Consider the following 21,893-nt stretch of genomic DNA (forward strand, 5'->3'; position numbering starts at 1 on the left):
GACAATTCTTTTCCGGTCGATGAGTTCGATAGCGTGAAAGCGGGCATGCAGCGGCACCGGCGGCGCGACGATGCCGGACGCCAGTGGAGAGGATGAACACCATGAGTGCCGACCCCGCTGCGGGTGTCATCGGTCCGCTCGTCGAACCGCGCTCCACCTATCCGCTGTTGCCCGAGGCGGATCCGTTCTACGCGCCACCGCCCGCGCTCGGGCAGCTGCGGCCCGGTGCCATCGTCCGTACCAGGGAGGTCGAGATCGCGCTGTTCGGCGTTGTGCCGCAGCGGGTCTCGGCCTGGCAGCTGCTTTACCGCACCTGCGACCTGGACAACGTCCCCGAGGTCGCGGTCACCACCGTGCTGCTGCCATGGGGCGTGGACCCCGCCGCGCCGCGCCCGCTCGTCTCGTTCCAGTGCGCGATCGACGCCGTCGCCTCGAAATGCCTTCCCTCCTATGCGCTTCGGCGCGGCGCGCGAGCGGCCGGGTCGATTCCGCAGCTGGAGTTGCCACTCGTCGTCAGCGCGCTGGCCCGTGGCTGGGCGGTGTCGGTGCCCGATCACGGCGGAACCGCGGGCCGATTCGGGGTGGCGCGCGAGCCCGGCTACCGGGCGCTCGATGCGATCCGGGCGAGCCTGGGCTTCGCGCCGCTCGGCCTCGACCGGGCCACATCCGTTGCGCTGTGGGGTTATTCGGGCGGCGGCCTGGCCACCGCGTGGGCCGCGGAGCTGGCCGCCGAATACGCACCGGAACTGAACATCGTCGGCGCGGTCGCCGCCTCGCCGGTCGGTGACCCCGCCGCCGCATTCGTCCGGCTCAACGGTTCGCTCTTCGCCGGCTTCGCCGCGGTCTTCACCGCCGGACTGCGCCGCGCGTATCCCGATCTCGACCTACTCCTGCGCACCCACCTGGACGCACGCTACCTCGGCTGGCTCGCCCAGACCGAAGCCACCGCGACCTTCCAGCTCCTGTACCGCTTCGCCCGCCGCGACATCGACAAGCACTGCCGCGGCGGCCTGACGGCACTCCTGGATTCGCCCGAACTCCAACGGGTTCTGGGCGACATCCAGCCCGGCCGCCGCACACCGGCCATGCCGCTGCTCGTTCTACAGGGCGTCTACGACGAGGTCATCGCCGTCGCCGACGTGGACGCGCACGTCGCCCGCTACACCGCCGCCGGCACTCACGTGCGCTACCTCCGCGACCGCCTCAGCACCCACCTGCTCCTGCAATACATCGCCCTCCCGGTGATGATCGACTGGCTCGCGGACCGCTTCGCCCACCGCGAACCGGCCCCGGCCGTCACCGAAACCGTCTGGTCACTCGCCTTCTCGCGCAGCGCCATTGCCGGTCATCTCGACTTCGCCCGCGTCGTCACCCGCATGCTCTTCGGCCGCCCGATTCGGGCGTTGCGGCAACCGGCCGGGGAAGCGCGGATTCGACTCGCCGGTAACTCCTGAGTAATCGCTGCGCACGGATAAGCCGTCGTTGTATTTCGCACAGCCCGAACTCGCTCGAAGAAACCGGATACGCCCCCTTTAACGTTCGGGCTGGTTGGTTTGAGTGGTCTGTTATCGGCGGGCAGTCTGATTTTTACCCCTAATTACGTTGTCTCAGAGCTGGATACGGTTGTTGCGCCGAATAGTTGTTGTTAGGGTGGCGCCAAGCCCAGGGAGGCGATGCTTGGTGTTTGTGGGGCGCACCGATCTACTCGAACTGATCGATAATTTGATCACTATTCCGGCGACGTCCGCTGCGGCGACGCCGAAACCGGTTCTGGTCGTGGAAGGTTGCGGCGGTTCCGGACGGACCGCCGTACTGAACAAGGTGCTCGAGAAGTGGCAAGGACACACGCCCTCGGTGCTGGTCCGGCCGCTCGAGTTGCCCTTCAACGTCACCGATCCGGTGCGGACGGTGCTGGCCGCCGTCATGCTGGGGCTGAGCGTGGATATCCCCGGCTACGCCGTTGCGTTCCCCAGGGTGCTCATCGCACAGATCGTGATCGCCGAGGACTTCTCCGGTCTGACCACGCAGGCGCAGCTGGAGCGGCTGACCGAGCTGCTCGACCGGTACCAGGACCGCGCCGCACTGATGGGGTTCGTCCGCGACCTGATCGAGATGGCCGGTGCGCTGGCGGCCAACATCAATGTGCCCGGGGTCGGTGTGATCCCGCCCGGCATGGTGAACCGGTTGGCCGGCGCGCTGGTCGGCCGGTTGATGCGCGGGCGGCTGCTGAGCCGATTCACCTGGCGCCCGAAGGCCGCGTGGTTCGGGCACCAGGATCTCGGCCTGCTCTTCAACTGGGAGCCCGCGCTCATCGGGCTGAGCCGAAACGCGCGGAGCACCGACCCGGCCATCCGCCGCGACGTCGACGACGTCCTGGTCGGCGCGCTGCTCGCGGACCTGCGGCACAGTGTCGCCAAGGTCGGCCGGCGGACCTCGAACGTCCTGGTGCTCATCGATGACGGCGACGCACCCGCTGCCGCCTCGTTCACCGGTTCCCTGCTGCGGGTTCGGGAGTCGATCGCGGCCGTCGGCACCGGGCTGACCGATCCGCTGACGGTGGTGACCACCAGCTCCGGCGTCCTGGTGGACGAACTGGCCGGGCAGGTGCCCCCGCCCGCGGTGTGGACGGCACCGCTCGATCCGGCGCGGATCGGGACGGCCGACGCGCCGTGGGCCCGAGTGCGACTGCCCGAACTGAGCGAGCGCGACGTACGGCTGATGGCCAAGGAGGTCGACCAGTACCAGTCGGAGCGCATCGGCGAGTCGGTATACCGGCTGACCCGAGGACATCCGGCGGCCACGGATTACCTGCTCCGCAGGATCAAGCGCGAGCGGGACCTGCTCGGCGACCTGGACGCACTGCTACGCAGCCCGGGTCCAGAGGCAGGCACCACCGTCGAGCAGTACCTGCTGCGCATCTTCGGCCGGGGTTTGAGCGTGCACAAACTGCTGCGCCGGGAGCTGGCGACCGCGCTGGTCACGGTATCCGCGGCCCGCGGCAAGAACGAGGCGCTGGGATTGGTCGCACTGCTGCCCGGCGGGGTCGAACACGATTCGCCGTTTTACAAGTCCCGGTCGCTCTGGGCACCGGCCGCGCCGGGCGCCGAGGAGAAGCTGCCCGCACTGGCGCGGCTGCTCGGTCTGCGCGCGCTGCACGCCCGGACCGACGGACAGGGGTGGGCGCAGGTGCTCGGCCGGTTGCGCGACGGTGTCGCCGCGGACGATCAGGCGAGCAGATTGCATCACGCGCGGCTGCTGGACGGTCGTGGCGCGGTAGTCGGTGAACTCGCGGAGAAGTTGCCGCAGCTGGCTTCGTCGCAGTGGCTGCGGCTGTTCGACGAGATCGTCGAAACCCCCGATCCGGGGCGGCGCGACAGCGATCTCATCGATGGTCCCGGTCGTCCTCGGTCGCTGGAGGATCACATCGCGGTGCTGGTCGCATTGGTGCCTGCGTTCGAATCGGATATCCGGATCAGCGCACCGGAGCAGAAATCGACGCTGTGCTCGCGGATCGCGCACAGCTACGAACAGGTGTCCGATCACGCACCGGACAGCGCGCCGTTCCTGTTGCGCGCCACCAGATATCGCCGCCTGGCGAACCAATTCCAGTAACTCGCTTCGGCAGAAGGAGGACGGTCGTGGCATCGCGATACTGGTTGTGGATCATTCCGAAGCCGGACCGATCCTTCCCGCGCCGCTGGACCGACTGGGCGAGGGTGGCTTTGGTGCTCACGCTGCTGGTAGCGGCGGGTACCGGGCTGGTCTTCCGGGGGCCGATTCATCGCTTCGTCACCTGCAACGAGGGCAGGCTGCCCGACTCGGACGCCTGGCAGGCCGGCGACCGCTGTGTCGGATTGTCCGATGGTCCTTACGCTTTCGGCCTCGACGCGTTCGCGCCGGTGTTGCGCGTCATCGCCGAGCAGAACCGCGCGGCCACGAACGTGTGCCCAGGCACCCCCGCGACCGTCGGCGTACTGCTGACCATGACCGACCAGCTGGCGGGCAGCCGAGCCGTGCACGAATTGGAGGGCATGGCCGCCGGGCAGCGCCGGGCCAACGGCACCGGGTGCCTGCATCCGATGAAGCTCGTCGTCGGCCAGCTCGGTGACTACGGCGGCAACGGGGACCCGATCGGGGTCGCGCGCAAGCTGGCCGGCCGCTCCGAGGTGATCGCCGTCGCCGGCATCGGCCTGAGTCACCAGACCACCGCCGATGTCGCGGAAGTGCTTGCCGCGGCGAAGATTCCGATGGTCGCGGACGTGGTCACCGCGGAGGGCTTCGATCAGGACGGCTCGCGCGGCGACCAGCCGGTCTTCGACGGCTGCGACAAGGACATCACCTACTGGCGCGGCATCGCCCGGGACTACTACTACCGGGTCGCGTTTCGATCGGCGGTTCAGGTGCAGGCGATCGGCGCGGTGGTGAGTGCCAGGCCGGACTTCATCATGGTGCCGATCGGCGGATCGGACCCGTACACCTGCACCACCTTGCCGTTCCTGCAACGCCAGTACGGCGGCAATCTGGTGGAGGTCAAGTTCGACACCACGGAGCCGAGCACCGTGCCGCAGACGGCGAAACGCCTGTGCGCCACCGCGAAAGACGTGACGGTCGCCTATATCGCCCGCGGACGCGATCTGGGCCGGCTGCTCTACGCGCTCGACGAGGCCTACACGAACGGCCAATGCGCGGCGACCTCGGTGACGGTGGTCAGCACCTCCGACGGCAACCGCGTGCGCACCGTCGAGTCGGAATCTGCGCTGGAGGATCTGCGGACGAAGGCTCTCGGCTCGCGCAGCTTCGCCGACGGCCGGGTGCGGATGCTGTTCACGCTGGTGGCGGGCGCGGACGGACCGCAGCCGGGCAATCCGAACTGGACCGTGTTCGAGAACGCCTATCGGGAGGCCGGTTTCGATCTCGCGCACGTCGGCGACGGCTGGGCGGTCAACGCCTACGACGCCCTGACCACCATCGACACGGCGTTGCGTGGTGGTGGCATCGCCAGCACCACGCCGGTGCGGCGCAGCGAGGTGAACACGGCCATCAGCGGGTTCACCTCGCCGGACTCGGCGGTCCCCGGCGCGGGCGGTCCGATCGTCTTCGACAACAGCGGCAACCGCACCGGCCCCGGTCCGCGGGTCGTCCGGCTGTGCCCGATCGCCACCGCGGTGGACCGGCCGCCGTTCGTGCCTACCGTCGAGGCCAGGCCCGGCGAATCCGTCCCGGCCTGCCCGCGCTGAAGTTTGTGTGTCCGATCACAAATGTCCGGCTTTTGCTCTAGCGTGGGCACGGTTGGTGCCGAGAGGGGCTGTGGATGCGTAGCGGGATGTTGAGTCTGGCGCGGTTGCGGGAGCTGGTCGCGGTCGGGGAGATCGACACGGTGTTGGTCGCGATGACCGACATGCAGGGTCGATTGCAGGGAAAGCGTTGCGCGGCACAGTATTTCCTGGACGAGGTGGTGCGGCACGCAACCGAGGCGTGCAACTATCTGCTCGCCGTCGACGTGGACATGGCGACGGTCGACGGGTATGCGATCTCGTCGTGGGACACCGGATACGGGGACTTCGTGCTGCGCCCGGACCTGGACACGCTGCGGCTGGTGCCGTGGTGGCCCGGCACCGCGCTGGTGCTGTGCGATGTCGAGAAGGTCGCGCCCGAGGGGGAACCCGTCGGGGTGTCGCCGCGGCAGGTGCTGCGCGCGCAACTGGATCGGCTGGCCGAGCGCGGGCTGCGCGCGTTCGTCGGCACCGAACTCGAATTCCTGGTGTTCGACGACAGTTACGAGGCGGCCTGGTCGGCGGGCTATCGCGATCTGCGCCCGGCCAATCAGTACAACGTCGACTATTCGCTGCTCGGCACCGGGCGCATCGAGCCGCTGCTGCGCCGCATCCGCACCGAAATGGACGGCGCGGGAATGTATGTCGAGTCGGCCAAGGGGGAGTGCAACCCCGGTCAGCACGAGATCACGTTCCGCTTCGACGAGGCGCTGAAGACCTGCGACAACCACAGCATCTACAAGACCGGTGCGAAGGAGATCGCCGCCCAGACGGGGCGCAGTCTGTCCTTCATGGCGAAATACAATGAGCGCGAGGGGAACTCGTGCCATATCCATATCAGCCTGCGCGGCGAATCCGGCGAGGCGGTGCTGGCCGGCGACGAGGAGAACGGATTCTCCCCGCTGATGCGGCATTTCGTCGCGGGGCAGCTGGACTGCCTGCGCGAGTTCACCTACCTGCTCGCGCCGAACATCAACTCCTACAAGCGATTCGTGCCGGGCAGCTTCGCGCCGACCGCGGTCGCCTGGGGCCGGGACAACCGGACCTGCGCGCTGCGCGTGGTCGGGCACGGGCAGTCGCTGCGGCTGGAGAACCGGGTGCCCGGCGGCGACGTGAACCCGTATCTCGCGGTGGCCGCCGCGATCGCGGCCGGGCTGCACGGCATCGAGCAGCGGCTGCCGCTGGAGCCGGAGTTCAACGGCAATGCCTATCGGTCGGAGCGGCCCCGGGTGCCGCGCACGCTGCGCGAGGCCGCGCAGCTGTTCGGGGACAGCAAGGTGGCGCGGACCGCGTTCGGTGATGATGTAGTGGAGCACTACCGCAATGCGGCGAAGGTCGAGCTGGACGCCTTCGACGCCGCCGTCACCGACTGGGAGCGTATTCGTGGATTCGAACGACTCTGAGGCTCAGCCCACCGGAGTTGTGCACAGCGGGCCGCGGCCCGTGATCGGCTTGCCGACCTACCTGGAGCCTGCGCGTTTCGGTTCCTGGAATGTCGACAGCGCCGTGCTGCCCGCCAGCTATGTGCAGATGGTGGTGGAGGCCGGCGGGATTCCGGTGCTGTTGCCGCCGGTCGGGGTGGCCTGGGCGGAGCTGATCGCGCGGCTGGACGGGCTGGTGCTGACCGGCGGCGCCGACGTGTCGCCGGCCCGCTACGGGGCGGCCGAGCACGCGCTCACCTACACCCGGCCCGATCGGGACGAGTCCGAGTTCGAGCTGTACGCGCTGGCCCGGGCGGCGCAACTGCCGGTGCTGGCGGTCTGTCGCGGTTTGCAGGTGGTCAACGTCGCGCTGGGCGGCACGCTGAGCCAGCACCTGCCCGACCTGGTCGGGCACGCCGAGCATTCGGGCACCGTCGGCGGCTTCACCGTCACCGAGGTGGTGACCGTGCCCGGTAGCAAGGTCGCGGCGATCGCGGGGCCGCAGGTGAAGGCCAACTGCCACCATCATCAGGCGATCGACGTGCTGGCCGCGGAGCTGGTGGCCACCGCGCACGCGGCGGACGGCACCATCGAGGCGGCGGAGGCGGCGGACGGCCCGTTTCTGGTCGGCGTGCAATGGCATCCGGAGGTGGATGCGGTCGACCGCCGGTTGATCAGGGCGCTGGTCGCGGCGGCCGAAGACTATCGAAGGGAGCGGAATTCGTGACGACAGCGCAGGTGGTCAACCCGGCGACCGAAGAGGTGGTGGCGCGGGTCGACCTGGTCGGCGAGGCCGAGACGGACGCCGCGATCGAGCGGGCGCAATGGGCGGGGGTCACCTGGCGTGAGGTGGCGCCGGGGGAACGGGCCCGGATGCTGCGCCGGTTCGGCGACGTCGTCGACGCGCATCTGGAGGAGCTGGCCCAGCTCGAGGTCGCCAACTCCGGGCACACCATCGGCAACGCACGCTGGGAGGCGGGCAATGTCCGCGACCTGCTGCACTATGCGGCCGGCATCCCGGAACGGTTGCTGGGCAACCAGATTCCGGTCGCGGGCGGGGTGGACATCACCTTCCACGAGCCGCTCGGCGTGGTCGGGATCATCGTGCCGTGGAACTTCCCGATGCCGATCGCGGCGTGGGGATTCGCGCCCGCGCTGGCGGCGGGGAACACGGTGGTGCTCAAGCCTGCCGAACTGACGCCGTTGACCGCGATCCGCCTGGGTGAGCTCGCGCTCGAAGCGGGCTTGCCGGAGCACGTCTTTCAGGTTCTGCCGGGTAAGGGTTCGGTGGTCGGGCATCGGTTCGTCACCCATCCCGCGGTGCGCAAGGTGGTGTTCACCGGTTCGACCGAGATCGGCACGCAGATCATGGCCGGTTGCGCGCAGCAGGTGAAGCGGGTGACCCTCGAACTCGGCGGCAAGAGCGCGAATATCGTGTTCGCCGATTCGGATCTGGAGCGGGCGGCGGCCACCGCACCGTACGGGGTGTTCGACAATGCGGGGCAGGACTGCTGCGCGCGGTCGCGGATTCTGGTGCAGCGCAGTGTCTTCGACAAGTTCCTGGAGCTGCTGGAGCCCGCGGTGCGCGGGGTGAAGGTCGGCGATCCGACGCAGGAGTCCACCGAGATGGGGCCGCTGATCTCTGGCGCGCACCGCGAGCGGGTGGCCGGGTTCATCGAGGCGTCGACCAAGATCGCGTTCACCGGCGAGCAGCCCAACGGGCCCGGATTCTGGTATCCGCCAACGGTGGTGCTGCCGGACTCGCCCACCGACCGGGTGCTCACCGAGGAGGTGTTCGGCCCGGTGGTCGCGGTGCTCCCGTTCGAGGACGAGGCCGACGCCATCCGGATCGCCAACGACACCGAGTACGGGCTGTCCGGCTCCATCTGGACCAACGACGTCGGCCGGGCGCTGCGCGTCTCGCGCGCGGTCGAGGCCGGGAACCTGTCGGTGAATTCGCATTCCTCCGTGCGGTATTGGACGCCGTTCGGCGGCTTCAAACAGTCCGGGCTCGGGCGTGAGCTCGGACCCGACGCCGCGCTGGCGTTCACCGAAACCAAGAACGTTTTCATCGCCACCCAGTGAACCGATCGCTGAATATGACAGGAGATGCCTTGCAGCGCTTACAGGATCGAGTCGCCGTCGTCACCGGCGGCGGGAGCGGCATCGGCCTCGCCACGGTCCGCCGCTTCGCCGCCGAGGGGGCGAAGGTGGTGGTCGCCGACATCGACGCCACCAGCGGTGAGGCGGCCGCCGCCGAGGTCGGCGGCTTGTACGTCAAGGTCGACGTGACCGACGAGGCACAGGTCGAAGCACTGTTCCAGGCCGCCGTCGACACCTACGGCGGGCTCGATATCGCCTTCAACAACGCGGGAATCTCACCGCCGGAAGACGATTCGATCCTCACCACGGGGCTCGACGCGTGGAAACGGGTGCAGGAGGTCAACCTGACCTCGGTGTACCTGTGCAGCAAGTACGCCATCGGGCACATGCTCGAACGCGGTAAGGGGTCGGTGATCAATACCGCCTCGTTCGTCGCGGTGATGGGCGCGGCCACCTCGCAGATCTCCTACACCGCCTCTAAGGGTGGTGTGCTGGCGATGAGTCGTGAGCTCGGAGTTCAGTTCGCGCGCAACGGCATCCGGGTCAACGCGCTGTGTCCCGGGCCGGTGAACACGCCGTTGTTGCAGGAGCTTTTCGCCAAGGATCCGGAGCGGGCGGCCCGCAGGCTGGTGCACATCCCGACGGGACGTTTCGCCGAGCCCGAGGAAATCGCCGCCGCCGTAGCGTTTCTCGCCAGCGATGATGCCTCGTTCATCACGGCGTCGCAGTTCCTGGTGGACGGTGGTATCTCCGGCGCTTACGTGACGCCGCTGTAGGATCTGTCCAAAAGTGAACTCCCGCAACACTTCCTGAGGAAGGTTGCGGGAGTTCGCGGTGGTCGGCCGGCGAATCGCAGAATCGTGCGTCGCGGAGACGACCGGATGGTGAAGTCGCTAAGGCGTCGCCGCCGGCGGAGCGGCGGGCGTTGCCTCCGGCGGGGGTGCCGGGGCAGCCGGGGGCTTCAACAGGTTGTTCAGTTCGGTCAGGCTCTGCGTCAGCTTCTCCACGTTGGCTGCGAGACCGGGGTCTGTCGGGCTGCCTGCGCCACCCGATTTCAGCTGTTCGCTTTGGGATGGTGCACCGCCGCCACCCGGTGCGGCTTGCGGCGAGCCGCCGCCCGCACCGGCACCGCCGTCTGTACCTGGCTGGGTCGCGCCGCCTGCGCCGCCTGGCTGGGCCGCACCGCCGCCCGCGCCGCCCGGTTGAGCTGCACCGCCGCCTGGCTGAGCGGCGCCGCCGCCCGCGCCGCCTGGCTGCGCCGCACCGCCGCCCGCGCCGCCCGGCTGGCTGGTGCCGGGTGTGGACGGGGCGCCCGCGGCGGGCGGCTGGTTGGCCTCGGCGACGCCGCCGAACAAGAGTGTCGCGGTGACGCCTGCGGCGGCCGCGGTTCCTAGCAGAATCTTCATGTGTAGCCCCTTCTCGTCTCGAAGTGGTACATGAGTGCATGTTTATTCAAACGCTCAACCGCCAGCGGCTCAGCACAATGCGAAAAACCGCCCGCCTTGCAGGGGACATGCCGTCGACGAATTCGGGCGCCGTCCCCGCGGGCATCGGTTCACTATCGGGTCGGCAGGTCGTCGCCGAGTGTCGGACTCGGCGACGACGCCGACCAATTCGGCTTTGCTTCGACGCGCAATCCTTACGGCTCGAGTGAGCCGCCGCTGCCGCACCGGCGGCACCGTAGATTGTCGATGAATGCGTCGAGCGGGCCGATCGCCAGTTCGGGCATCGAATTGCACCGGGGTGCATTCCGACGATGAGCCGGTTTGATTGCCCGGCTGCACTGGCTGCGTTGCCTCACTGCGTTCAGCCGCCGAAGCCGAACATGTTGCTCAAGTTCGGCAGTGCGGGTGCGCCCGCCGCCGGTGCACTGGGTGCGGCTCCGGCACCGCCGGGAGCCGGTGCGGGTGCGCCCGGCAGGATGCCCGGAGGCAGGAGATTCGCGCCCGGCAGGCTGTTCAAGTCCGGCATGGGCGGCGTTTGGACACCGCCCTGCGCGCCGCCGCCATTGGGGCCGACTTGTGCGCCACCCTGGCCTCCGCCGCCGGGGGTCTGGACGCCACCCTGTGCGCCGCCACCCTTCGGGTCGACCTGGCCGCCGCCCTGTGCGCCGCCGCCTGGGGTCTGGACGCCACCTTGTGCGCCGCCGCCGTTGGGGCTGACCTGCCCACCGCCTTGAGCGCCCGCACCGGGGGCTTGTGCGCCGCCCTGTGCGGCTCCGCCGTTCGGGCCGACCTGCGCACCGCCTTGAGCTCCGGCCGCCGGGGGAGCGGGATCGCTGGCGGCCGCGAATCCGCCGACCTGCGGGGTTTCGGCACCGGCGACGCCGGCGAATACGAGAGACGCGGTCAGCGCTGCCGCTGCCGCGGTTCCTAGCATGATTTTCATGTGGAGCCCCTTCTCTAATCGAAGTGGTACATCCGTACATGTGATCAAACGTTCAACACGTTAGTGGCTCACATCACAATGAGCAAAACTGGTCGGTATGAAATGGGCTCGGCGTGGCGGACTGTACTCGGGTCACCGAGGGGTCGCCGCGTCCACTTTTGGCGTGACGACCGGGGGTAATGGGACGGATCGGTTGATCTGAAGAATTTGACCGACTTGTTGCGTCGGAGGGCGGAGCTGAAACCGGTGTGCGTCGTCGCCGAGCAGCAGCACGGCGACGACGCCGAACAGTTCCGGGTTCGCTTCGACGCCTGACCCTTACCGCTCGAAGCGGCGATTGCCGCCGCGGTGGCGCGGGTGGTTGGTGAACACGTCGGGCGGGCCGATCGTCTGTTCAGTTGCTGGGCTACACCGAGGTGAGTCTCAGTGGGTTGTGCGCGAGGTGTTGCCCGGGGCCGGCACAGGAACTGTGTCGCCGGTGCTCGGGGCGGTGCTGGTGCCATCGGTGGTGCCGGTACCGGTGCCGGTCTGATCCTGGGTGCCCGTGCCCGTGCCCGTGCCGGTGCTCGACTCATCCTTGGTGCCGGTGCCGGACTCGTCCTTGGTGCCGGTGCTCTTGCATTCCTTCTGCGGGGCAGCCTTCTCCGCTTCGCCGGGCTCGCGGGTGGTCTTGCCGGTCGCGCTGCCGGTGCTCGGCAGGATGCCTGCGGCCGGCTCGGACGCCGGCGGATTCGACGGCGAATTCGCGCCGGACTGGTCGGATCCGGACTGGTCGCTGCCGGCGGCACCGGGGTCACTCGGCGCCGTGCCGCTCGGAGCGGGATCGCTCTTCGTCTTGCCGTCTTCCTTGCACTTCTCGGGGTCCGGCTTGCTGACCACCGTGAATCCACCGACCGATTGATCGTTGTGGAATGTATTCGCCCCGGCGGCGCCGGTTAGCAATAGTGTCGCGGTCAGCCCAGCGGCGGCCGCGGCTCCGATCTTGCAAATCATATGTGTAGCCCCTTCTCGTTTCGAAGTGGTACATGCTGATCAAACGCTCAACACGTTAGTGCCGATCCTTCGAAATGAGCAGGACGCCGGTAGTGCAGGCAAGTCACCCGTCATCGGGGCCCGACCGCGTACCCGGTCGAATTCGAATAGATTTGATCCGGCCATTTACCGGAGCGCGCCGCTTTCCCCAATCGAACGAAATCAAACCTCGAAATCGAAACGAGATGGCAGTGAACGGGACACGGCTGCGGCGAACATCGAGAAGTCGCTCAGCCATGTCCCATTCGGTGCCGTTTACGGGGCTACTGCGGCCTTGCCGGGCAGTATCGAGTCCAGGGGGAGGTCGTCGCCTGCGTCGGGGACTTCGGTGCCGCGCAGCGACGTTCCGGCGGTTTCCCGCAGGAAGCACCAGGCGACCAGGCCGACGATGCTCGCGCCGACCATGTAGGCGGCGGGGAACAGCGACCAGCCGGTCCATTCGATCGCGGCCTCGTTGACCAGCGGGGCGGTGCCGCCGAACGCCGCGGTGGAGACGTTGTAGGCCAGCGCGAAGCCGGCGTAGCGGACCTGGGTCGGGAAGATCGCCGGGAAGGTGGAGCTGATCGTGGACAACTGCGGGACGTACAGCAACCCGAGCACGACGAAGCCGGTGATCGCCCACGCGGTGCCCTGACCCATCAACCAATACAGCGGAATGGCCAGCAGACCCAGACCGACCAGCGAGAACAGCCACATCGGCCGCCGGCCGATCCGGTCGGACAGCATGCCGAAGAACGGCAGCACCACCATCATCACGGTCTGGCCGATCAGCATCATCGTGGTCGCGCCGGATTCGCTCATGCCGATGGTCTTCTGCAGGTAGGTCGGCTGATAGGTGAGCAGCGTGTAGTTCACGACATTGAGGGCGACGACCAGCCCGGCCATGGTGAGCAGCTCGCGCCGGTAGGTGGTGACCAGTTCGCGCAGGCCACGCAGGCCGCCGGGCGGATGCTTCGTGTCCTCCTCGGCGACCTCGCTGAACACCGGGCTCTCGTCGAGTTTCGAGCGCAGGTACCAGCCGACCAGGCCGAGCGGGACGGCGAGCAGGAACGGGACGCGCCAGCCCCAGCTGTGCATCGCGTCCGAGCCGAACGCGAGCTGGCAGACGAGCACCGTCGCCGAACCGCCGACAAAGCCTGCCAGCGTGCCGAATTCGAGGAAGCTGCCCAGGAATCCGCGGCGTTTGTCGCTCGCGCATTCGGCCAGATATGTTGCGGCGCCGCCGTATTCACCGCCGGTGGAGAAGCCCTGGACGACGCGCAGCGCGATGAGCAGGATCGGCGCGAAGACGCCGATCTCGGTATGGGTCGGCAGCAGGCCGATGGCGCCGGTGGCCGCGGCCATCAGCAGAATCGTGGTGGCCAGCACGGCCTTTCGGCCGATCCGGTCGCCGAGCGGACCCCACACCATGCCGCCGAGCGGGCGCAGCAGGAACGAGACGGCGAAGCCGAGCATGGTGCCGAGCGTGCCGAGGTCGCCGGGGAAGAAGGCGTCGGTCAGGTAGGTTGCCGTCGCCGCGTAGACGCCGTAGTCGAACCATTCGGTGGCGTTGCCCATCGCCGAAGCGGCGACCGATCGCCGTAGTGGAAAACTCTCGGGGTCCCCGTCAGTCACGTGCGCGTCCTCTCCAGCCCGACGAACGGACCTCGTTTCGGCCCGCCTCCGGAGTTCTGACACCAGAGGCCGGGCACGAATTAGACCGATACCCACGTTTCGTTTCGCGCAAACAGCGGCCCGCCGATGCGTACGCGCCGGACGAACGTCGCTACCTGCGGTGAAGTGCGTGAATGTCAGAATGGTAACGACTTGATAACGGTGCCGCAACCGGGCAGCGCCAGCTCGTCGCCGAGGCCGCCCGTCAGTGCGGGCCGAAGGTCGTTCGCCTGCGCCACGCCGCCCCGCCGAGGGTGACCCCGAACAGAGCCACGCACGTCCAGCCGAACCAGTTCCCGAACCGGGTGTACACCGTGCCGCCCGACGTGAGCGGGATATCGGCGAGTATGGCCCGCGTCACTGTGACATCCGTTGTCGCGGAGGCGAGTACGTGCCCGCGCGAATCGCTCGCCACGAGTTCCCCGAGTTGCGGAGCGCGCGCGACGCCCATTCCGGATTCGACGCCGCGCAGCACGGCCATCCGGCTGTGCAGCCAGTAGTCGCTGGTGAAATCGAGTGCGGGAACAAGCAGTAACGTCGCGCCGCGGCGCTGGTTCGCCAGCACGAGGTCCGGATGGTCGAGGTCGTAGCAGATCGCCAACGCCCACGGCCGGCCGGGGACGTTCTGCCATCGAGTGCCCGGCCGGTGCTCGTCCTCCAGCCCGGTGATCAAGTAGTGCTTGGCGTACTGCACCCCGGACGGGTAGTCGATCGCGGCGTTGTAGCTGATGCCGCCGGTGGTGAGGATCAGCCCGGCGACAACCTGAATATTGCGTCGCGTCGCCACCTCCGTCAGCGGCCCGGACAGCACCGCGAGCGTGGAATCATCGGCCCGCCAAGCTTTTTCCGGCAGTACCACCGCTTGCGCACCTGCGTCGGCCAGTCGTTCGATCTCGTCGACGGTCCGCATCAACATGTCGCGACCTTCCGCCGAATCGACGGGCACGTAGTCCGGCGGCTGCGCCACCGCGACCAGTCCCACCCGCACCGAATCGTGTTCCTGCGGAACGGCTAGCCGCCAGAAACCGAACGCACCGACCGCAATCAGCGCAACCGCAGTCGTGCCGAGCACCCGAAGACGTTGTGCCCGAGTGACTTCTGGAACGAACAACACCGCGACCGCGGACGGCACCAGCAAGATCAGGAAGGTGACACCCCACGCCCCGGTCAGTGCGGTCGTCTGGATAACGGGCAACACATCGGCCTGCGTGTAGGCGATGCTCCACCACGCACCGAACGGACCCGCAACTGCGAGTAGGAATTCCACCGTCACCCAACCGGTGGGCAGTGCCACGACTGCCAAACCTGCCCGCCCGCCGAGCAACAGCCTGCGCGTCACCGTGACGATGCCACCGAACAGCAACGCGGTTCCACCGAGCAGCAGCACCGTCACCGGGACCAGCTGTTCGAGCGTCTCGGTGAAGTACGGCCACATCTGCAGCTCGCCACCGAGCCAGGACAGGTACCCGGCGAGGAATGCCGTCACCGCGGACACCCTCGGCGCCAGCAGCAACACCGGTAATGGAGCAAGAAAGGCCAAGCCGGGCAACGGACGCAAGCCGGTACCGAAATGCCAGAGCAGCGCGGAAGTCACGATCGCCAGCGCGGCGAACAGAAAGCGTTTCACCACTTAGATGTTCGGCACCCGACCCGTCCCGCACATCGCCGAAACGACCGAACCACGCCTCACTCGTGCGACGGATCAACCGGCCACAGCCCCCGGCTTCACCAGTCCTGCCTCATACGCGAACACCACCGCCTGCACCCGATCCCGTAGCCCGAGCTTCGCCAGCACCGAGCTGACATGCGTCTTCACCGTGTGCTCGCTGACCGACAGCGCCGCCGCGACTTCGGCATTGGAGAGCCCACGCGCCAACTGCCGCAACGTATCTCGCTCCCGTTCGGTCAGCTCGCCGAGCCGCCGCGCGAGCTCGGGCCGTGGATGTCCGCGCCCGGTGAGCTCGGCGATCAGCCGCCGGGTGACCGTCGGCGCCAGCAGGGCCTCGCCGGCCGCGACGACGCGGACCGCGTCGACCAACTCGTCGCGGCGCACATCCTTGAGCAGGAATCCGCTGGCTCCCGCCCGCAGGGCATCGAAGACATATTCGTCGAGGTCGAACATGGTGAGCACCAACACTTTCGCTGAGGTCTCGGCACAGATCCGGTGGGTAGCGGCCACGCCGTCCAGGCGCGGCATCCTGACGTCCATGACCACCACATCGGGGGTCAGCGCGCGGGCTTTCTCGATCGCCTCCAGTCCGTCGGCGGCCTCGCCGACCACGGTGATATCCGGTTGGGCGCCGAGGATCAGGCCGAAACCGGCCCGGAACAGGTCCTGGTCGTCTACCACGAGCACGCGCACGCTCAACTCCTTTGTCCGAGAGGCAGTTCGGCGGCGACGTCGAAACCGTTGTCCGAGGGGCCATGTCGCAACGTTCCGCCGGCGCCGGTGACTCGTTCGCGCATCCCGAGCAGTCCGTACCCGCCGGGCGCCGACCGCGCCCGGCCCGCGCCGTCGTCGGAAACCCGCACCGTCAGCAGCTGATCCGACCAGCGCAGCGACACCCGCACCGCGGTCGCGCGCGCGTGCTTCATGGTGTTGGCCAACGCTTCCTGCACCACCCGGTACGCGGTGACCGCTACGTCGTCGGACACCGCACGCCGCGCGCCGTCCTCGTCCAGCGACGCGGCCAGCCCGCCCCGCCGCGACAGCTCGACCAGGTCGGCGATCGCCTCGATGCCGGGTTGGTGTCGCGGATCGGCGGATTCGCCGCGCAACGTATCGAGACTGCGCCGAAGCTGTTGCACCGCAACCCGGCCGGTATCCGCGATGCTCGCGAACGCGGCGTCCGCCCGCGCTCGATCGGTGAGCAGCGGACCGGTCTCGGCCTGGACGATCATCGCGCCCACCGAGTGGGTGACGATGTCGTGCATGTCCCTGGCGATCCGCAGGCGCTCCCGGTCCAAGGCCGCGAGGCGTTCCTCGTCGAGTCGCCGGGCGCGCTCCTCGAGCATCTCGATCTGCGCCCGCCGCGCGCGAACACCGGTACCCAGCGACCACGCGGTGAGGAAGGACATCGCCGCGTACGCATAGGAATCCGGGCTCTCGGCCGGAATGACCAGGGAGATCAGGATGCCGGCCACACCGGCCACGAACGCCCCTCGCCGCCGCACCGGCGGGCTGTACGCGGCGATGGTGTACGCGCAGACCACGGTGCCGTAGGGCAGTTCGGGCATGGCGTGCAGGCAGGCGAGCACGGTCATGGCCGGGCCCACCACCAGGAACACCGTGAGCGGTGCGCGCCGCCGCCACAGCACCGGCACGGACGCGACCGCCGACAGCGCGATCACCCACCAGGGCTGGTCCGCGAAGACCGCGGGCCCGACGGTGACGAGGGTGACCACCACGGTCAGCACGACATCGACCGTGCCGGGCGGGAAGCGCTCGACCCGTTCGATCAGCCGCCGCGTCGCGTCGTCCGCGGCCCGGGTGGCCGCACGGATTAGCCTCACAAACAATCAGTCTGGACCGTTCGGCCGCCTGATCGCCTCACTCTCCGGATTGATACCCCCTCACCCCTGCGGATGAGGTTGCGGCAGCGCGACTTCGAGCGGGCTCAGCCGATCTGCTCGGCGAGGAACTCTTCCCAGGTCCGCGTGCCGAGCTGGGTGCCGTCGAAGGTCATGTTCGCGCCGGCCCGGTACACCTTGCCTGCCTTACCCGGCATCCGCACCGGCAGCAGCGGCCGCCGCTTCCCGGTCGCGTGCAGGTAGACGCGCACCAGCTCGGCCAGCTCATACACCCGCGGCCCGGCCAGATCCGGCACCAGCCCGGCTGGTTCGTCCAGCACCAGTTCGACCAGCCGCGCCGCGACGTCGCGCGAATCGACCGGCTGCAACCGCACCCCGCCCGGAATCGGCACCACCGGCAACTTCGCCAGCGTGCGCACCGCGTTCAACACCAGATCGTGGAACTGCGCGGCGCGCAACGTCGTCCACGGCACCCCCGACCCGGCGATGATCTGTTCCGCCTCCGCCTTGGCCCTGAAGTAGCCCAGCGGGATCGCGTCCGCCGCGATGACCGAGATGTACACGATGTGGCCCACCGCCGCGCGTGCCGCCGCGTCCACCAGATGCGCGGTGGCCACGTCGTCACCCTTCGGTCCGCCCGCGAGGTGCAGCACGGTCTCGACCCCGTCGACCGCGGCCGCCACCCCTTCGCCTTTGAGCAGGTCGCCGGTCACATATTCGATGCCGTCCACCGGCTCGTGCGGGTTGCGGCTCAGCAGCCGCACTTTCGCCCCCGCGGCCACCAGCAGCGGAACCACATGCTGCCCCAACGTGCCGGTCCCGCCGGTAACCAGAATCGTCCCAGTCATTGTCGTTCCCTCTCGTCCCGGGCCGGGAGTCGCCTCCCGGCCACCGCAGCAGCTCTTCACCGATATGACGAAGCAGCGTGCGCGGGTGTGACAATCCGGGGTCGGCCACCTGCTCGTCGACCATGCGGACCTGTTCGATCGGAGCTGGTCGGCCGATACGGTGGCCGCGCCGCAGCCGGGGGAGGAGCCGGCGCGGCTACCGCGGCCGGTCGATTCGATGACGCCGAATCCGGCCGTAATCCATGACGGCCGTTTCGATTTCGTGGTCTGGAACGACGCGTCCGTGCGGTGGTCGGCCGTCGCCCCGGCGACGAGCGGCCGGCCGCCCTCGATAACGACCGGCACCGGATCACCGCCGCGCTGGCGTGATCAGCTACTCGCAGGCCAGGTTTCCTCGATGATCAGCCGGTCGGTGCGCACCGCCGCGGCGTGGTGCTCGGCGACCAGGTCGGGCGGGTAGGTCGGCCACAGGGTGATGGCGCCGCTGGCCTTGTCGATGGTGCTCACCGTGCCGCCGATGGGCAGCGGGCTTGGCGGAGTGCGGGTTTCGGTGGGTGGCGGCGGGGTGAAGATGGCGACGACGACGAAGCAGCTGTCGAATTCGGTGATCCGATTGGTGATCCCGCGTCCGGCGTCGTCGTCGAAGGACAGGTAGCGCTCGGTGAGGCGTTCGGCTTCGGCGAGGGTCACCGGGGTGGTGCACTCGGTCGGGTAAGCATGGATGTCCATGGTGTCGACGGCGGCCACCGGCGGTGGCGCCAACTCCTTTCCGCAATCCTGGTGCCCCACTGTGCCGTACGCGCGCGCGGGTTGTTCGCGTTGTCCGGGATTTGCTGCCGGACGGCGGAGTTTGCCGGTCAGTCGAAGCGCACGGTGGCGAGCATACGGCGCGCGAGGACCTCGGGGTCGGCGTCCCCGGCCAGGCTCGAATTGTCCAGCGCCCCTTCGCGCCACAGCGCGGCGAAACCGTGCACCAGCGACCAGGCGGCCAGCTGCGTGGCCTGCTGTTGCTCAGCGTTGCCGGGAGCGACGACCGACACTCCGGCGCGCAGCGCGGCCGCCGACCGCAGGCGCGCCTCGTCCAGGCGCGGATCGTCGGCGCGTAACAGGCTGTGCCGGAACATCACGTCGAAATGCCCGGGATGCTCGCGCGCGAACCGGATGTAGGCGACGGCGACCTCGCGGAAGTCGCCGGCGGCCTGCGCGAGCTCGGCGCTGAGCAGTTCGAATCCCTCGATGGCCAGCGCGGTCAGCACGCCGGACCGGTCGCCGAAGTGGTGTGCGGGCGCCGCGTGCGAGACGCCCGCCCGCCGGGCCAGTTCGCGCAGGGACACCGCGTCGACGCCGTCGCTCGCGATCTGGTCGGCCGCCGCCGCCAGGATGGTGGCCCGCAGATCGCCGTGGTGATAGCCGCTCTTCGCCATGTCTCGATGGTGCCCGAGAATCTAGCCATTGACAAGTTTGCGGCCTCGTTCTAATCTTTCCACTGTCAAGATTGATCGTTAGAACGTAGGAGACCCTGATGGCACCGCTGGTTGTACTCGCCGTCGTGACCGCACTGGCCCGGCTCATCGGCTGGTTGGCCGGACCCGAATGGCTGGATTCCTGGCCGCACGCCGTGGCACTCGGACTGGCGGCCATGTTCGTGCTGACCGCCAGCGCGCACTTCCTGTCCCCGCGGCGGGAGGCGTTGGTCGCGATGGTGCCGCCGAAACTGCCGAACCCGGCCGCGCTGGTCGCCCTCACCGGCGTCCTCGAACTGGCGGGCGGTGCCGGGCTGCTCATCCCGGCCACCTCGAAGCTCGCCGCCGGCGCACTGATCGTGATGCTGATCTGCTTGTTCCCGGCCAACATTCGAGCCGCGAAGGCGGACCTCGGCATCAAGACCATGCCGCTCCCGCTGCGCGCCGTCGTCCAGGTCGTCTTCCTCGCGGCCCTGGGTGTGGTCCTGTTCGGCTGAACGCACAAAGCCCGCTCCGGCAACGAGAACTGTTGCCAGAGCGGGCTTTGCCGTGTTGTCGTGAGTCCATGGCGAGTCGAGGCCGGCGGTATACCGCTGGAGTGCAGGCAGTGTCGGGTTCCGGGGACCGGCATTGACGACGTGGCTGACCTCTGGACCGGTTGCCTGGTCGGTGATCGGCTACATCGCGGTCATCGTGGGCGGGCGGCTGCTTCTGGTCCGGGACACACTGCTCGACCAGGTGATCAATCGGCTGTTCCTGTGGAGTCTGGCCGGCCTGCTGCTGTACCGGTGCACGCTGACCCCGACCCTCACCGCGCTGGCGAATCAGCTCGCGCTGGGCTGCATCGTGATGACCACGACGTACATGGCCACGATCGCCAGGTCGGCGGAAGTGTCGGCGGACGCCGATCCGGGCGCCGTGTGGCGATACCACCGGGTCCGCAGCCTGATTGCGCTGGCTGCGACGGTGACGATCGTTGTCGCGGGAACGTCGGCCCGCAACGAAGGACGGCTGGTCGCGATGAAACCCGATTGGGAAGGCATCGTCACCGGCATCGCCTTCGGCGTGCCGCTGCTGTGGCACACGGTGCTGTTCAGCCGAGTCGGTGTCCGCGAATTGCGGTCCGGCGATCTGCCCATCTGGGAGCGGATCGTGCTCTACGTCATGGTCGTCGCCACCGCGTACATCTGGGTCGGCCAGGCACTTTCGATCAGCCAGACGTTCACCGGGTGGCCTGCGCTGGGTCCGCAATTGCCGCGGATCGCGGCGATCTTCGCGCTCTGCGTGATCGTCAACGTCACCATCGTCGCCGTCCCGCTGGTCCGGGTCCTCGGCACGAAGGCGGGCCTGGACAGTGCGGCGCGCTCGTGTCGCAGACTGTTGCCGCTATGGCGAGATCTGACTGCGGCGGTGCCCGAGATCGTGCTGTCCCCGGCCGCGCCGCGGCGCGTCGACGCCACGGCACGGCTGCTCCGGATGACCGTCGAGATCCGGGACGCGCTGCTCCATCTCGGACCGTATCTGCCTGCCGCGCCGGGTGTTCCGCGATCTGACCCGGTCAGGAACGTCCAATCTGACTGGACGACAATCACTTACGCGCAACAGCTGGCCCATGCCGCACACGCCAGGAAGAACGGGCTGCGGCCGGTCGGTTCCGGCAATGCGGCGCAGTTGCCGTGGCTCGCCGACGATTTCGACACCGAACTCCGGCAACTACTCGATCTGGCCCGGGTGTGGTCGGCGACAACTCCTTCCGGCTCGCCTACAGCACGGCCTGGGTCTGCGTCACCTTCCCGACCAGCTTGCCTGCGTCATCGCGGATTTCGGTCTCCACCACGATGAACGTGCGCCCGGCGTGCAGCGCGGTCGACGAGGCGGTGGCGTAACCGGAGCGGACCGCCCGGACGAAGTTGGTCTTCGACTCGACGGTGGTGGTGCCCGCCTTGCCCTCGGGCAGGTTCAGGTAGGCGCAGACCGCGCCGGTCGCGTCCGCCAGCGACATCAGCACGCCACCGTGCAGCATCCCGCCCAGGGTGCACAGTGACTCGTCCCAGGCGATCCGGCTGCGCACCACGTCGGGCCCGTGCTCGAGCACCTCGATGCCGAGCCGCTCGGTGAACGGCATGGTCTGGTGGAACAGCTTGGTGCCCGGCTCATCGATCATGGTGGCGATCCTGCCCG

At 68.6% G+C, this 21,893-nt stretch carries 21 protein-coding genes; 10 read left to right on the top strand and 11 right to left on the bottom strand.

Annotated features, from left to right (window positions below; genetic code table 11):
* The first annotated feature begins 101 nt into the window (after nt 1-101).
* The 7 genes from F3087_RS42570 to F3087_RS42600 all read left to right on the top strand — a co-directional run bounded on the left by F3087_RS42570 (nt 102) and on the right by F3087_RS42600 (nt 9,573).
* Nucleotides 102-1,454, top strand: coding sequence for a lipase family protein (locus tag F3087_RS42570; protein ID WP_150407877.1), 1,353 nt, complete (start codon nt 102-104; stop codon nt 1,452-1,454).
* A 223-nt stretch (nt 1,455-1,677) separates the two neighbouring features.
* Entirely contained in the window at nt 1,678-3,612 is a 1,935-nt protein-coding gene (locus F3087_RS42575; protein WP_150407878.1) for a hypothetical protein, read from the top strand.
* Between the two features lie 26 nt (nt 3,613-3,638).
* A complete protein-coding gene (locus tag F3087_RS42580; RefSeq protein ID WP_223885779.1) occupies nt 3,639-5,237 on the top strand; it encodes an ABC transporter substrate-binding protein in 1,599 nt (532 codons plus the stop codon).
* 74 nt (nt 5,238-5,311) lie between these two features.
* Complete coding sequence (locus F3087_RS42585; RefSeq protein ID WP_150407879.1) at nt 5,312-6,676, top strand: glutamine synthetase family protein; 1,365 nt, start codon at nt 5,312-5,314, stop codon at nt 6,674-6,676.
* Entirely contained in the window at nt 6,657-7,421 is a 765-nt protein-coding gene (locus F3087_RS42590) for a gamma-glutamyl-gamma-aminobutyrate hydrolase family protein (RefSeq protein ID WP_223885780.1), read from the top strand. Before F3087_RS42585 ends, F3087_RS42590 begins: the two co-directional genes overlap by 20 nt.
* Nucleotides 7,418-8,779, top strand: a complete 1,362-nt coding sequence (locus tag F3087_RS42595; RefSeq protein WP_150407881.1) for an aldehyde dehydrogenase family protein — start codon at nt 7,418-7,420, stop codon at nt 8,777-8,779. Before F3087_RS42590 ends, F3087_RS42595 begins: the two co-directional genes overlap by 4 nt.
* Before the next feature lie 14 nt (nt 8,780-8,793).
* Nucleotides 8,794-9,573 carry a 3-oxoacyl-ACP reductase gene (locus F3087_RS42600; RefSeq protein ID WP_150407882.1) on the top strand — a complete coding sequence of 260 codons (780 nt, stop codon included), beginning with the start codon at nt 8,794-8,796 and terminating at the stop codon, nt 9,571-9,573.
* A 117-nt stretch (nt 9,574-9,690) separates the two neighbouring features.
* On the opposite strand, the gene F3087_RS46340 is transcribed toward F3087_RS42600, so the two are convergent.
* From F3087_RS46340 to F3087_RS42640, 8 genes are all read right to left on the bottom strand, one after another.
* Entirely contained in the window at nt 9,691-10,203 is a 513-nt protein-coding gene (locus F3087_RS46340; protein WP_191094424.1) for a hypothetical protein, read from the bottom strand.
* A gap of 400 nt (nt 10,204-10,603) precedes the next feature.
* Nucleotides 10,604-11,185, bottom strand: coding sequence for a hypothetical protein (locus F3087_RS42610; RefSeq protein ID WP_150407883.1), 582 nt, complete (start codon nt 11,183-11,185; stop codon nt 10,604-10,606).
* Between the two features lie 423 nt (nt 11,186-11,608).
* On the bottom strand, nt 11,609-12,178 hold the full coding sequence (locus tag F3087_RS42615; protein ID WP_150407884.1) for a hypothetical protein: 570 nt from the start codon (nt 12,176-12,178) through the stop codon (nt 11,609-11,611).
* A gap of 294 nt (nt 12,179-12,472) precedes the next feature.
* Nucleotides 12,473-13,774: an MFS transporter gene (locus F3087_RS42620; RefSeq protein ID WP_150407904.1), complete on the bottom strand. Its 1,302-nt coding sequence runs from the start codon at nt 13,772-13,774 to the stop codon at nt 12,473-12,475.
* 301 nt (nt 13,775-14,075) lie between these two features.
* Nucleotides 14,076-15,497 carry a nitrilase-related carbon-nitrogen hydrolase gene (locus tag F3087_RS42625; protein WP_150407885.1) on the bottom strand — a complete coding sequence of 474 codons (1,422 nt, stop codon included), beginning with the start codon at nt 15,495-15,497 and terminating at the stop codon, nt 14,076-14,078.
* A gap of 75 nt (nt 15,498-15,572) precedes the next feature.
* Complete coding sequence (locus F3087_RS42630; protein ID WP_150407886.1) at nt 15,573-16,238, bottom strand: response regulator; 666 nt, start codon at nt 16,236-16,238, stop codon at nt 15,573-15,575.
* Nucleotides 16,235-17,383 carry a sensor histidine kinase gene (locus tag F3087_RS42635; RefSeq protein ID WP_223885781.1) on the bottom strand — a complete coding sequence of 383 codons (1,149 nt, stop codon included), beginning with the start codon at nt 17,381-17,383 and terminating at the stop codon, nt 16,235-16,237. The genes F3087_RS42630 and F3087_RS42635 overlap by 4 nt, the downstream gene beginning before the upstream one ends.
* 104 nt (nt 17,384-17,487) lie before the next feature.
* Nucleotides 17,488-18,249 carry an SDR family oxidoreductase gene (locus F3087_RS42640; RefSeq protein ID WP_150407887.1) on the bottom strand — a complete coding sequence of 254 codons (762 nt, stop codon included), beginning with the start codon at nt 18,247-18,249 and terminating at the stop codon, nt 17,488-17,490.
* A gap of 217 nt (nt 18,250-18,466) precedes the next feature.
* Between F3087_RS42640 and F3087_RS47580 the strand changes: the two genes are divergently transcribed.
* On the top strand, nt 18,467-18,709 hold the full coding sequence (locus tag F3087_RS47580; RefSeq protein WP_191094425.1) for a hypothetical protein: 243 nt from the start codon (nt 18,467-18,469) through the stop codon (nt 18,707-18,709).
* Here F3087_RS47580 and F3087_RS42645 read toward each other — a convergent pair.
* Both F3087_RS42645 and F3087_RS42650 read right to left on the bottom strand, forming a co-directional pair.
* Nucleotides 18,619-19,011 carry a hypothetical protein gene (locus F3087_RS42645; RefSeq protein ID WP_150407888.1) on the bottom strand — a complete coding sequence of 131 codons (393 nt, stop codon included), beginning with the start codon at nt 19,009-19,011 and terminating at the stop codon, nt 18,619-18,621. The two genes, F3087_RS47580 and F3087_RS42645, sit on opposite strands and share 91 nt — an antisense overlap.
* A gap of 95 nt (nt 19,012-19,106) precedes the next feature.
* Nucleotides 19,107-19,673: a TetR/AcrR family transcriptional regulator gene (locus F3087_RS42650; protein WP_150407889.1), complete on the bottom strand. Its 567-nt coding sequence runs from the start codon at nt 19,671-19,673 to the stop codon at nt 19,107-19,109.
* A gap of 98 nt (nt 19,674-19,771) precedes the next feature.
* Here F3087_RS42650 and F3087_RS42655 point away from each other — a divergent pair, with 98 nt between their 5' ends.
* Nucleotides 19,772-20,209, top strand: coding sequence for a DoxX family protein (locus F3087_RS42655; RefSeq protein ID WP_150407890.1), 438 nt, complete (start codon nt 19,772-19,774; stop codon nt 20,207-20,209).
* Between the two features lie 133 nt (nt 20,210-20,342).
* The gene (locus F3087_RS42660) at nt 20,343-21,554 is read left to right on the top strand and encodes an MAB_1171c family putative transporter (RefSeq protein ID WP_150407891.1); all 1,212 of its coding nucleotides are present in this window, start codon (nt 20,343-20,345) and stop codon (nt 21,552-21,554) included.
* Here the strand turns inward: F3087_RS42660 and F3087_RS42665 are convergent.
* Nucleotides 21,475-21,876 carry a PaaI family thioesterase gene (locus F3087_RS42665; RefSeq protein WP_150407892.1) on the bottom strand — a complete coding sequence of 134 codons (402 nt, stop codon included), beginning with the start codon at nt 21,874-21,876 and terminating at the stop codon, nt 21,475-21,477. The genes F3087_RS42660 and F3087_RS42665 overlap by 80 nt on opposite strands.
* Nucleotides 21,877-21,893 lie beyond the last annotated feature (17 nt).

The sequence above is a fragment of the Nocardia colli genome (assembly GCF_008704205.1).
Taxonomy (GTDB): domain Bacteria; phylum Actinomycetota; class Actinomycetes; order Mycobacteriales; family Mycobacteriaceae; genus Nocardia; species Nocardia colli.